At 60.1% G+C, this 12219-nt stretch carries 13 protein-coding genes and 1 tRNA gene; 4 read left to right on the forward strand and 10 right to left on the reverse strand.

What is annotated here, in order from left to right; all coding sequences use genetic code 11:
- Positions 1-78: 78 nt before the first annotated feature.
- Together AX760_RS23335 and AX760_RS23340 are read left to right on the forward strand one after the other, a co-directional pair.
- A tRNA-Met gene (locus AX760_RS23335) sits at positions 79-155 on the forward strand.
- 504 nt (positions 156-659) lie between these two features.
- Positions 660-1235: a YceI family protein gene (locus tag AX760_RS23340; protein WP_071835416.1), complete on the forward strand. Its 576-nt coding sequence runs from the start codon at positions 660-662 to the stop codon at positions 1233-1235.
- Between the two features lie 135 nt (positions 1236-1370).
- Here AX760_RS23340 and AX760_RS23345 read toward each other — a convergent pair whose 3' ends face one another.
- The 7 genes from AX760_RS23345 to AX760_RS23370 all read right to left on the reverse strand — a co-directional run bounded on the left by AX760_RS23345 (position 1371) and on the right by AX760_RS23370 (position 7812).
- Positions 1371-2555: a cytochrome b/b6 domain-containing protein gene (locus tag AX760_RS23345; protein ID WP_071835417.1), complete on the reverse strand. Its 1185-nt coding sequence runs from the start codon at positions 2553-2555 to the stop codon at positions 1371-1373.
- A gap of 224 nt (positions 2556-2779) precedes the next feature.
- The gene (locus tag AX760_RS27530) at positions 2780-2926 is read right to left on the reverse strand and encodes a hypothetical protein (protein ID WP_210187388.1); all 147 of its coding nucleotides are present in this window, start codon (positions 2924-2926) and stop codon (positions 2780-2782) included.
- 769 nt (positions 2927-3695) lie between these two features.
- A complete protein-coding gene (locus tag AX760_RS23350; RefSeq protein ID WP_071835418.1) occupies positions 3696-4730 on the reverse strand; it encodes a DUF3500 domain-containing protein in 1035 nt (344 codons plus the stop codon).
- A gap of 136 nt (positions 4731-4866) precedes the next feature.
- Entirely contained in the window at positions 4867-5958 is a 1092-nt protein-coding gene (locus tag AX760_RS23355) for an alpha/beta hydrolase (protein WP_071835419.1), read from the reverse strand.
- A gap of 68 nt (positions 5959-6026) precedes the next feature.
- A complete protein-coding gene (locus AX760_RS23360; RefSeq protein WP_071835420.1) occupies positions 6027-6335 on the reverse strand; it encodes a PepSY domain-containing protein in 309 nt (102 codons plus the stop codon).
- Position 6336: 1 nt separating this feature from the next.
- A complete protein-coding gene (locus AX760_RS23365; RefSeq protein ID WP_071835421.1) occupies positions 6337-6936 on the reverse strand; it encodes a ferric reductase-like transmembrane domain-containing protein in 600 nt (199 codons plus the stop codon).
- A gap of 6 nt (positions 6937-6942) precedes the next feature.
- Positions 6943-7812 carry an NHL repeat-containing protein gene (locus tag AX760_RS23370; RefSeq protein ID WP_071835422.1) on the reverse strand — a complete coding sequence of 290 codons (870 nt, stop codon included), beginning with the start codon at positions 7810-7812 and terminating at the stop codon, positions 6943-6945.
- Between the two features lie 59 nt (positions 7813-7871).
- Here AX760_RS23370 and AX760_RS23375 point away from each other — a divergent pair, with 59 nt between their 5' ends.
- Positions 7872-8801 (forward strand): LysR family transcriptional regulator, encoded by a 930-nt coding sequence (locus AX760_RS23375; RefSeq protein WP_083531310.1) that lies wholly within the window; start codon positions 7872-7874, stop codon positions 8799-8801.
- Between the two features lie 24 nt (positions 8802-8825).
- Here AX760_RS23375 and AX760_RS23380 read toward each other — a convergent pair whose 3' ends face one another.
- The 3 genes from AX760_RS23380 to AX760_RS23390 form a co-directional block, all read right to left on the reverse strand.
- Positions 8826-9374 carry an O-methyltransferase gene (locus AX760_RS23380; RefSeq protein ID WP_083531311.1) on the reverse strand — a complete coding sequence of 183 codons (549 nt, stop codon included), beginning with the start codon at positions 9372-9374 and terminating at the stop codon, positions 8826-8828.
- Positions 9371-10411 (reverse strand): alpha/beta hydrolase, encoded by a 1041-nt coding sequence (locus AX760_RS23385; RefSeq protein ID WP_071835425.1) that lies wholly within the window; start codon positions 10409-10411, stop codon positions 9371-9373. The genes AX760_RS23380 and AX760_RS23385 overlap by 4 nt, the downstream gene beginning before the upstream one ends.
- 137 nt (positions 10412-10548) lie before the next feature.
- Positions 10549-11103, reverse strand: coding sequence for an ester cyclase (locus tag AX760_RS23390; protein ID WP_175552124.1), 555 nt, complete (start codon positions 11101-11103; stop codon positions 10549-10551).
- 22 nt (positions 11104-11125) lie between these two features.
- Between AX760_RS23390 and AX760_RS23395 the strand changes: the two genes are divergently transcribed.
- Entirely contained in the window at positions 11126-12031 is a 906-nt protein-coding gene (locus AX760_RS23395) for a LysR family transcriptional regulator (RefSeq protein ID WP_342587520.1), read from the forward strand.
- Positions 12032-12219: the final 188 nt, after the last annotated feature.

Below are 12219 nucleotides of genomic sequence, written 5' to 3' on the forward strand. Positions count from 1 at the left end.
TCTTCTCAATACATATAAGGCCAAAAGCCAACATAAAGGCCGCGTCAGCGGCCTTCTTGCATTCGAACATAAAAATAACGCGGGGTGGAGCAGCCCGGTAGCTCGTCAGGCTCATAACCTGAAGGTCACAGGTTCAAATCCTGTCCCCGCAACCAAAAAACACAATAACTACAATGCTTTACGCCCCGCATCACGCGGGGCTTTTTGCATGTCCGAACGACGGGTCAACAATAGGTCAACAAAAGCGCGAAAACTGCGATGTGGGTGAGCCCTTTAAGGTTGATGGAAAACCTACGGCATCGAAGTGCTCCAGCGGTGAACGTTGCAGGAACGCTACACGGGTGGCACATGGCGCGATTGGCCATCGCGTTTGGCGGCAGCACACGCTTCAGCACAGCCACTTTTCGTTCCGGTGAATATCCCACGTCATCGTCCTATCCCGCCCACCTGAGAAATAGAGGAAAAGTAGAGCAGCGGACAACTTCCTTGACACAGGGGGGGCTGGCCACGTCCACGCTGGAGAGCCGCTCAAGGTATGCATTTTTGATAGTCATACTATTCAAATCTATCTATTTTCGTTCGTTTGTAAGTGCATATCTGACTGTCACGAAAATCAGGAGACGCGATTTGCGCCTCACACACCTGTACAGGATGACACCATGATCCGTCTTGCGTCCCTAACCGCCGTCGCCGCCTTGCTGGCCGCACCCGCATTGGCTGCACCCGAAAAGTACGTGCTGGATTCCAGCCATAGCCAGATCGTTTTCAGCTATGATCACCTCGGCTTTTCAACCAGTTACGGCATGTTTTCGGGCTTCGCCGGAGAGATCATGCTGGACGCCGGCGACCGGGCCGCGTCGTCGGTCAGCGTGTCGTTCCCGGTCAAATCGATGTTGACGGGCTGGCAAGAGCGGTTCGATCATTTCATGGCGCCCGAGTTCTTTGGTGCGGCCGATGACGAAATGGTCACCTTTACGTCGACCGCCGTGGAGATGACGGGCGAGAATACGGCAAAGATTACTGGGGATCTGACGCTGAACGGGGTGACCAAGCCGGTGGTTCTGGATGCCGTGCTCAATGCGATGGGTGACCATCCAATGGCCGCCAAGCCCTGGGCCGGTTTCTCGGCAACCACCACGCTGGTACGGTCGGACTACGGTCTGGGCATGTACGCCCCCTACGTAAGCGACAACGTGACGTTGCAGATCTCGGTCGAGGCGATGAAGGCCGAGTAATCCATTTCTGCGCAAGAGAAATAGGCCGTCTGCGGTGCGGACGGCCTTTCGCTTTTACTTCAACCGGGGGCCGGGGGGGCGGGTGCACCCCCCTTGGCCCGCCTTGGGACATTTTGGCCACGATGAAAGCTGGGGTCAGTTCGTCCGCTTTGCCGTCAGACCGACGGTGACATCGGCGGCAAACCCGACGGTCGCTTCATCGGGGTACTTTGCTCCGATGCCAAAGGTGCGGCGGTCAATGGACGTGCTGCCTTCCATAAGGGCAGTATCGCCTTCGATCGTCAGCGAGAAGGGCATGGCCAGGGATTGCGACATGCCGCGCAGGGCGAGGGTGCCTTCCGCGATGAAGGTTGAACCTTCGGGCCGGATCGCGGCGGTAAAGGTCGCGGTGGGGTGGGTCGCAGCGTCGAGGAACTCGGCACCCTTCGCCTGATCGCCGACGGACCCCAGTGTCAGGGTCGCGATGTCGATGAAAACGGTGACGTTGCCCATACCAGTCGTGTCGTCAAACGTGATGTCGGCGGACCAGGTGGCAAAGCTGCCTTGCACATCTGCCCCTATCTGGCGGACGCCGAGGGACAGGGTGCCTTCGGTGACCTGCCAATTGCCGGTCGTCACCGCAGGGGTGGCGGTTTCAATTGGTTCGGGCTCGGCCCGCGTCAGAGCAAAGGCAAGGCCTGAGCCCGCCGCATAGATAGCAAGGGCCGCCAGCATTGGGGCGGCACCATGGCGGGGGGCTTGCGGTATACCGGGGGCGACAACACCCGAAATCATTCGTCGCAGCGTCGCGTCGCGGTCGATCAGGTGGTGTTTCAGTGCGCCCGCGATGTGCAGCAGGATCGCGGCAATCAGCAGCTTGGTGAAAAGCCAATGTGCCGTGGCCGCGACATGTTCGACCGCCGGGATTTTCGGGACAAGGGGCAGGTTCTGGCCGAATGGCCAAAGGATCGGTGCAAAGCCGGTGGTTGCGGCGTGGTGCACCCAACCCGACAACGGAACGGCCAAAAGCGAGATGTACAATATCCAATGGACAAGATCTGCCACCGCCGTTTCGACCCGACGATCGGGGTGCAATGGCACCGGGCGGGGTTGGGTCAATGCCCAGAGGATCCGCACCAGCGCCACGAAAAACGCGGCCACACCCAGCGTCTTGTGCAGCGAGAACACCTGCGCCTTTGTGGCAAGCGCGTCCGAAGTGGCATAGGGCAGGCTGTTGGCATATAGACCAAGCGGGATGGCGGTCAGGATCAGCAGTGCCGTCAACCAGTGCAGACTGCGCGCGACAGTGCCGAAGCGGGTCCGGGAGTTGACAAGGGGCAAGGGCATTCTCCATTATAATATGGCCGTTTCGCCAAACAAAAGTGAGCATGCCCGAAAGTTGACGGAGCGGTAAAAAGTCGATTCATTTTGGTCGTTGAACCGGCTTTACTTTGGCATGATGACATTGCGTGACAGACGGACCGCTGATTTGTTTGATTGCTGGTCAGAGATGGGCGAGAAACGGCGCTTGCTGCTGAATCGTTCTTGGGCGGGGATGCTTGAATTCAAGTTTCAAGTGCAACGTTTGATCGGGAGGCCGCGGGTTCTTCGGCCATGGCTTCTTCGGGTGTTTTCCATCCGAGGGTCTTGCAGGGGCGCTGGTTCATCAGGCGGGCGGCATCGTTCAGTTCGTTCGGGCTGATGGTGCCCAAGGTCGGTGCCTTTGGTGAAGAAATGGCGCGATCTGTCCGTTGGTGCTCTCGTTGCTGGCGCGCGGCCAGCGGGTGTGCGAATCGCAAAACCAGATGCCGGTCTTCAGCCGTCGCGCCAGTTCCGGATGGCAGGCCATCCCGCTGCCACGGTCGTAAGTCATGAACCGGCGCAGCAGGGGGGGCAGGCGTTTCATCTGGCGGGTAAACCCCTCCAAGCCGCGTCGACAGTGCAGCCGTGCATTTTGCTGAAGATGAGAAAGCGGGTCTTGCGCTCGGCCACAATCTGCCCCGGAGACCAGCGATTGTGGATCAACTTGCTCTGCACAAAGTCCTGAAGCCAACCGCCAAAGGCCATCTTGCGATGTCGTCCGTACCGCTTGCGGCGCGCCCGATATCGGCCCCCGCCAAGCTGCGCGCAATACGGCTGGGCGGGGTCTACTTCCGGACGGCCGCGCCGCAGTTCCCGCCCGATCGTCGAGGCGCGGCACCCCGGCAACGAGCCGATCGCCCCAAGGCTCGCTCTGCGCCGATGCTCCGACGAAATCACGCCACGTTCCTCGCCGTTGAGGTGCTTGATCGTTTGTCCATCGCAACATCCTGTGCCCTGCGGGCCGTGCGTGCTGCACTTGAAACCTGGGCCTGAGTGGCTCGGAGGGTGCCGAGAGTGAACCGGTGCGTATTCTTGCCCGCAAGCAATTTGACAATAATGCTTCCTTCCGTTTCTTCGAAAGGATCGCACCATTGAGCCGTGGCATCAAACTCCCCGGTTTCATGTCTTCAAATGATCCGTTCCGAAGTCGCCGCCAAAGTCGCGCCAGACGCTGTGTATGTGCGTGCCCTCGTTCAGTGAATTATCGAACTCCAGCAGGAACGTTTCGCTTTGGATGCGATAGTAATGCGACTGATTGGGCGTGTGCGAGCCTGCCCAGCCGAAACTGAGCGCATCGCTTGCGGACGCATCGAATCGGGCCTGCTTTTCAATGGCGATCGCTGTCGGCAGGGCCGCCAGATAGGTGGCCACGATCTCGGCCGCCAAAGCCCGTTGGTCATTGCCCAATTCCGAGAACCGGAGGCCAACGACCGGCAACGCGCTGACCGATATGTCATTCTGCGTCACGTGCCTCAGTGAATTTTCCTGAAAGACGACTCTATTGCGAAGCGCCGGCGTCAGGGACAGCACCAACTCGCGGGCTGCATCCTCTTCGCGGGGCATCGCCCGAAAGCCTGTCTGGGTCGTGGTTGGCCATGATCCATGAAAGAACGGCGTCATCGACACCTTACCGTCGACGACGGTGAAGTGATGCGACAAGTGGTGTCCTTCAAGGCGCCAGCCCCATTGCACATCGTTCGGATCGCCAAAGACCGAAACGTGGTATGCAAGCGGATCGGCGGCCCCGGTAGGCAGGAGTGCCTGCAACCGCATGATGTCTTGCACTTTGTCAAAGCCGCGCGAAGACAGACTTGCGGCCAGCAAGTCCATGGCTGCCTGGTACTGGGATGCGTCCAACTCGCCCAATGTCACACCATTGCGCGGAAAAGTTGACGTCATTGTCCAATGCCAACGCGTGCGTTCTTCGCCGCCAAAGGGAAACGAGGACCGCTGTGCCTTGGCAGGATCGAGCGACGCCAGATATTTCAAGGCTTCAGACTTCATCCGCGACGCAAGATCGGCTTGGGTATCTGTTGCGCTCTGTGCCACAGCCGCGCCAATACCGCCCGACGCAATTATGGTGCTTCCCACACCGCCCGCGATCAACAGCATCTGCAGGGTCTGTCGGCGGTTCGGTTCTGGTTGGTTGTTCATGATGGTCTCCTTTTATTCTGTTCAGAAGCAGGTTCAGGATTGCATGGCATTCATGACCATGACGCGTTTGGAGGCGAGCCTCGGGCACGCCATGCCCGAGGGCGAAGTTCGCCAGGAAGGTTTGATCTGTCCGCTGTCAGGCAAAGAATTCTGCGATATGGGGGATGGCCTGATCGATGGTGATCGGGTCCTCGTAGAATTGCAGTTGGCTCTGCTCACCCAGCGAAACGAACTTCTTGCGCGCGGCCGGGATGGTGTCGAACAACAGTTGCGGCAATTCCGGACCGCTCGCGGCGTTTTGCGCGTGGATCATCAAGGTTGGCGTCTGAACCCCTGGCAGGGCAAGATCAACCCGGTGCCCCCAGATCAGATGCTCGCTCATTGCAGTAAGCCGGTTTTCCCAAAGTCCGCGATGCGCGAGGTCCGGGTTGCGGTCGGCCCAGCGGATATAAAACATCTGGATATGCGGAGCCCTTAGCAGTGCATCGGGATCGGGCTGGTCAAGCGAGGGGCTGACGATGTGAATGTAGTCGGCGTTGCCGGTCTCGCGAAATCGTATCTCGGCCGCTTTGCTTTTCGCCATGCGCGCCTCGACATTGGCCGGGCCGCCCAGATACATTTCCGCCAGTTCTGGCGTCAGGTAGTGTCCGGCCACCAGTGCTACGGACTTCACCCGCGGATCCACCAGCGCAGCTTCGACGACCCAGTTTACGGCTTGGCAGATGCCAAGCAGCGAAATGCGTTGGGCATCGACTTCGGGTCGGGCAGCGAGAAAATCGATCGCGGCAGACAGATCGCGGGTTTTCTCGGCACCGCTTTCGAACCGACGGGGTTCGCCACCGCTCTCGCCATGAAATCTTGGGTCGAATATCAGCGTCACATAACCTTCGCGCACCAGCCGCGAGGCATATTGCAGCGGCGACTGCTCCTTGACAAAACCGACTGGCCCCAGAACCACCACGGCCGGAAGACTGGATTTCCCTTCGGGCACAAACAGATTTCCGACAACCTGCACCCCCTGGCTTTCGAACGTCACGCGTTCAACGGCAAAACCGGACCATTTCAGGCGCTGTTCAGCAGCCCAGACCTGTGTCGGCAGCCCGTCCTCGGCTGCTCCGGTAGCCGCCAGCGGGACCCCGGCTTCCTGCGCCTGGGCCGGGAGGGTGAGGCATGCCGCCAGCGGCGATACCGAAAGCGCAAGCAACGCGTCGCGTCTGGAAATAGTCATCGGCTGGATATCCTTGTTTTGCGGGGTTTATGTGAACAGTCGTTAGCGGCGATCTGGTGGGGAGTGCGTTATTCGTTGGCGTCGCGGATGTCGAAGACGACGGTGCCGCGCTGCGACACCAGCTGGACCTCTCCGCTGACGGGATGCAGATAGGCCTCGACACGCCGGTTTTGCGGATCGGTGCCATACACTTCCCAGCAGCCGCCATCTTCTTTCATGTGGCTTACCTGCCAGCCTGCGGCGGTCAGCCTTTCGGTCACCTGCGTTTCGCCAAGCCAGGCGGCGCGGTCCGTCGCTTCGCAATGAAACCGGCCTGTCGCGTGTGCGCCGGTGGTGGACAGGCTGAGAAGTATCAAGGCAATCATCGAACGGGTCATTTCAGGTCTCCATTGGTTTCAGGGTGTTACGCAATCGCAAGACTTGAAGTGCTGCCAGCAGGCCGAAATGCACCAGTGCCGCAGCAGCACCGTCGTGGATCAGCAGCCAATGCGCGAGTACGGCCAGTGCGGCCGGATAGGTCAGCCTTTGCAGAAGTCGCCAATACCTGCCCAAACGGAACAGCATAGCGTCGTTCGACGTCAGTGCGAGCGGCACCAACAAGAGGAAGGCCAGCCATCCGGTCCAGATTGCCGACAGCGCCACCTCGGACATAACCGCACCCGGACTGCCCATGTCCGCCAGATAAAGCGCCGTGTGCAGCAGGGCATAGCCAAAGGCCGCAACCCCGAAATATCGCCGCCGCCGTCGCATCCAGCGCCAGAAATCCGAGCCGGGAAGGACGTGTCGCATGGGAGAGATCGCCATCGTCACGACCATCAGCCGGGCCGACAGTTCTCCGGTTGGATGAAGCAGGAGGGCCGTTGCCGAACGCCCGGCGCCACCATGCCCGCTGGCCAGCCAGAGGATCAAAAAGACGACCCCCGGAAGGGTCAGAAGGCCCCAAAGCGTATGGGGATGATCGCGCAGGGCCCTCCACATCAGGGTTTACTTTAGGTCAGCGGTCGGGAAACGGGAATATTTCGCGTCGGGTGGAAAGGTCAGATAAACCGTGTCGCCGTCGATCATGATGTCGCTGATCCCTTGGGTATCGCCCCCCATTGTCAGACCTGCAACCGTCCCTGTCGCAGGATCCACCCTAATCAGCCTGGCCGCTGGCGCGGTCTCATGGCCGCGGTACCCGCCGACAAGAATGCTCTCGCCCTGAAGCGCCACAGCCTCGGCATTGCCAAAGCCGCTTGTCACAGCGTCGGCCTTCCACTCAGAACCATTCTGGCTTACCCGGTAAAGCGTGCTGTCAAAGTCGGCGTCCGAACCCCAGGTGATCGCCCAGATTGCATCGGCTGCTACGGTGAATCGGGCCAGAGTGGGCAAATGAAGGCCGGGCGCAAAATCGCTGATCGCGCCATCAGTCCGGTTCACCGAAACAAACCGCCCGTTGCCGAAATCGCTGACCAGCAAGCGACCGTCCGCAGCCAGTTCGATATTCCACAAGAATACGCCTTCACGCCCGTCGGCAACCCGCCAGAGTACGTCGCCCTCGGCAGTGACTGCAAGAATCTCGTTCCCGTCGACCAGATAGATCATCCCATCCGCCACCGTGAGGCCGGTCGGGTTGCGCAATCCTTTTCCGTCGGACATCGGGATCTGCACGGTTGTCTGACCAAGCCGATAGAGCCCGCCATTGGTCTCTGTCGAGGAAAATTCCACGCCCGGCCCGCCGGGGCCGATAGCAACGCCAAGAACGTCGCCGTTCATCGGGTGAACCGCCTCGATGAAGGGCGGTGTGGTTACGGTTTCAGCCAGCGCCGCGGATGCCCAAAGGGTCATGGCGGTCACGGTCGTAAGAAGGCGCATATCGTGTCTCCTGATTTCCATGACGCTCAGATATGTCTCTTGCAAACAAACGAAAATAGATGGATGTGCATAGTATGAGCAACGAAAATGAATACTTCGAACGGTTGTCCAGCGTTGATGTCACCAGTCTGCGCCTGCTTGCCTTGCTCGTCCGGCAGCCCAATCTTTCGGCGGCGGCGCAGCAACTATCAATCAGCCAGCCGACCGCCAGCCGGAAACTGGCGGCGCTGCGTCAGATCATCGGCGATCCGCTCCTTGTCCGGTCGGGTGCCGGGCTGAAGGTCACCGACCATGCCAGCAAGATCGCGCCCGAGCTTGATCGCCTGATCGCCGCAATCGAGAGCACTCTGGCGCCCTCCCGCTTTGATCCGGCCACCGACCGTATCCGATTGACGGTGGCGGGCACCGACTATGCCGTGTTTGTCGTGGCGATCACCCTGATGCGTGATCTGGCAAGGACTGCACCCGGAATTTCCATCGATATTGTGCCGCTGGTCCCATCGACCTTCGAGGCGATGCGAGAGGGTGCAGTCGACCTTGCCCTTTACGCCAATGTCGTGGCCCCCGATGATTTCGTCCGCCAGTACCTGTTCGACGACCATTGGGTTGCACTGATCCCCAGCGGACATCCGCTGGCACAGGGCAAAGGCCCGATCGCCCCGAAAGAACTTGCGTTGGTTCCGCGGGCTGAATTCTCATATCCCTCGCCCACCGCAATGATTCCCGAAAAAGTAATGGCCGACGGGCCACTGAAACTGACCACCCCCCACATGGGCGTACTGCGCCGTGTCGTCACGGAACTTGGGCTTGTTGCTTCGTTGCCGGAAAGACTTGCCCAGACCGAGGTGACCGACGGCATTGCAATCCGCCCCATCGCCGGGTCTCGCGCGTTCAAATACTATGTTATCTGGCACGAAAGAAAAACCGCAAGCCCGGCGCGGAGATTTGTGGTGCAGCGACTTTTGTCCCTATTTTCCACTTCAGCGTAAGGGGTCATAACGATTTCGCTCCGATCACCTGCGTTTGACGCGGACGACCGTCGCGCCGCCTTCAATCGGGTCTTCCTTCATCCAGACCGCAGTGTCATCCAGCAGCGCCATCAGATGACGGCGGTTGCTTGCCAGCCCCAGATTGGCGCAAACCAGCATCCCGCCTGGGTCCAGAACTTCAGTGAGCCATTCGAGCACGATTATGTCCGGCGCAAAGCCGTCAAAAAAGATGAGGCCATATCCTCCAGCAAGCGCCGGCAAGACTGCTGCAAAATCGCCATGATGCACCGTGATCCTGTCCGACAGGCCCACCGAACCGATCTGTTCGAGCGCGAGCCGAGCATGATCCGGGTCGCCCTCGATGGTATCCACCCTTGCCTCGGGATGACCTGCCGCAAGGCAGCAGGCTGTGTAACCCAAGGCGGTGCCGAGTTCGAGAATACGGCGCGCGCCTGACGCAGCGGCCATACTTGTCAGGGCGGGCCCATCCTCAAAGGTATAGGCTCCACAGCCATGACTGCGCCGATGGGTTCGTGTGGCCGACTGGATTGCGGAAAACGGGTCAATGGTCATGGCTGGACGCTGTCCAGAAAGCGCGCAATCTGTGTGACGGCGGTGTCGATGGTGATCGGGTCTTCGTAGAACTGAAATTGCGACTGGTTGCCGAGCCAGACCAGTTCCTTATGCGTGGCCGGAATTGCATCGAAAAGGGTCCGGGGCACCTGCGGGCCGCTGGCCGCAAAATCGGCGTGGATCATCAGGGTCGGGGTGTGCAGGCGCGTCACGGCCAGATCAGTGCGCTGCGACCATAGCTCCTGCTCGCTCATCGCCGTGAGCCGGTTCTCCCAGAAGCCGCGATGGTTCAGGAATCGATTGCGAAAGGCCCAAGGGCGGTAGTACATTTGCGCCACATCGAATGTCAGCAGGGCGTCCGGCTCGGGCGCTGCAAGGCTGTCACTCACGACCGAGATGTAGTCCACCTCGCCCGTTGTGTGGAATTTCCTAGCGGCAGCGCGGCCCTTGGCAATTCGCGCTTCGGCATGGTCGGCCCCGCCAAGATACATCGCGCTGACCTCCGGTGTCAGATAATGCCCTGCGACCAGTGCCACCGCGCGGGCCTCCGGGGCGATCAGCGCCGCCTCGATGGCCCAGTTGACGCCCTGACACAGGCCAAGGATGAACAGCTGGTCGGCAGTCACCTCCGCCCGGGTAGAGAGGAAGTCCAGCGCTGCGACCAGATCCTGCACCTTGCCCGCACCGCTTTCGTTCCGCCGGGGAGCGCCCGCACTTTCGCCCATTGTGCGCGGATCAAAGATCAGTGTCGCGAACCCCAGCCTTGCAAGCCGGGTGGCATACTGCATGGCGGATTGCTCTTTGACATTGCCTACGGGGCCCAGCACCACAATTACAGGTTTCGGGCCGGGGGTGTTGGGCGTGAACAGATTGGCCACCACCTGATCGCCCTGTGAGGCAAACCACACGCGCGCGGCGGTGTAGCTGCCGGTATCAATTCGCCCGGTTTCGCCCCAGTTTTGCGTCGATTGCCCAGCCTCGGTCATCCCATCGGCCAGCGGAGGCTGCGTTGCGGGATCGTTTTCAGATTGTGTCATGTCAGGCTCCGGTGGTTGGTGGTCAACTGGTGGATGGGGTCGCGAAACAGCACACTCCCATCCGGGAGTGCGCTGTTGCTTTGCAGCGCATCTTCAGGGCTCAACCAAATGGTCGTCCCGAAAAAGGCGGGCTTGACCTATTCAAACGCGCCCATCTGGAACAAACCGCCGAGCCAGCTTTCGACGTGCCAAGTCTTGACCACCATCCCGTCCTTAAACTGATGGATGTCGATCGCCATTACCGAGAAAGGTTTGCCCTTCGATTCGAATCCCGCGAAAGTCCCTGCCTGCGTGCCGGAAATCGTCGAACGCACGACGACAGTTTCACCGGCGTCGATGATGGCATCGTTCACGATGGTCAGGTCCGAAAAGATTTGGTGGAACCCGGTCACGAAGGGCTTGAAAGCGTCGCGGCCGATCTCCTGGCCCTCGTTCGGCGGAACGTCCTCCCAATTTTCGGCCAGCACGCCGTCCAGCAGTTCAGGCTGGTTCTGGCTGAAAGCCTGATAGAACAGCTTGACGGTTTCGGTGTTGGCAGTCTGGGCAAAGCCCTGACTTGCCGTAAGCAGCAGGGCAGCAGCAAGGGCGGCGCTGCGAAAGGTCTGAAGTACCATCTTTGTGGCCTCGTTCGCTGAAGGTGATTGTCGTGCTTGCACTGTCGCTTCTGCTGAACCATCATGGAAATAAATCATTCGGATAGTCGCCATGCAAATAATGAATTACGCTGGGCTTGATCTGGACACCTTGCTGGTGCTGCAATCCCTGTATGAAACCCGCAACACCACGCGCACGGCGGAGCGTCTGAACATGAGCCAGCCCGGCGTCAGCCGGAAACTCGCGCTGCTGCGGGCGGTTCTGGGTGATCCCTTGATGGTCAGGGCGCCAGGGGGGATGATCCTGACCGAACGTGCGATGGCGTTGCGCGGCCCGTTGGAAAGCGTGATCGCACAGTTGACGGTGTTTCTTTCCCCATCAGAATTCGACCCCGCCACCAGCACACGGGTGTTCCGGCTGACCACGACAGACTACGGTGCGCTTGCGGTGCTGCCTGCGCTGATGGCGCACCTCTCCCGCATTGCGCCCGGCATAGGGCTGGAGGTGCTCGGCTTTGGCCCCGATGCAATGCGCCAGTTGGGTGAAGGCCAGACCGATCTGGTGTTTTACACCGATGACCCGGCGCCCGACGGACTGCGCGCCCGCAATCTCTACACCGAAGATTACGCCTGCCTTGTACGACATGATCACTCCATCCTGCAGGACGGACCAGTCACGGTGGATGCATTTCTGAACTGGCCACAGGCATTGATCGCTGTGTTCGGAGGGCGGACCGGTGTCGTTGACGAGGCCCTTGCCCTGATCGGCCGGTCGCGCAGGATCAGTTTGTATATCCCCTATTTTGCGACCGCTGCCACAATCATCGCGGCGTCTGACATGGTGCTGACCCTGCCGACCCGCGCCGCACGGCAATTGGTCCAGACCGGCCGGATCGCCACGTTCCCCGCCCCCTTTGAGATCCCGGGCTTCGGCTACCGCATGCTCTGGCATGAACGCAGCCAACAAGATGAAGGGCACAGGTGGCTTCGCGACCAAGTCGGTATTTCCGGAGAAAACGCGGCTTGATCACGGTCGCCTGACGTTCGTTTTGGCGGGGGAACGTGAGACCTCTGAGGGGCGTTGTTGCGTAACTCTCGCTTGAGACATGACCGGCCCTTTCCCCGTATTTGTCCGGCTACGCGAACGATCTCGGCAGTGCCGAGGGCGTTGAAACGGTTCATCAGTGCGACGCGGATCTGGATTTCGGCGGTCTG

The organism is Pararhizobium antarcticum, assembly GCF_001885585.1.
Classification (GTDB): domain Bacteria; phylum Pseudomonadota; class Alphaproteobacteria; order Rhizobiales; family Rhizobiaceae; genus Pararhizobium; species Pararhizobium antarcticum.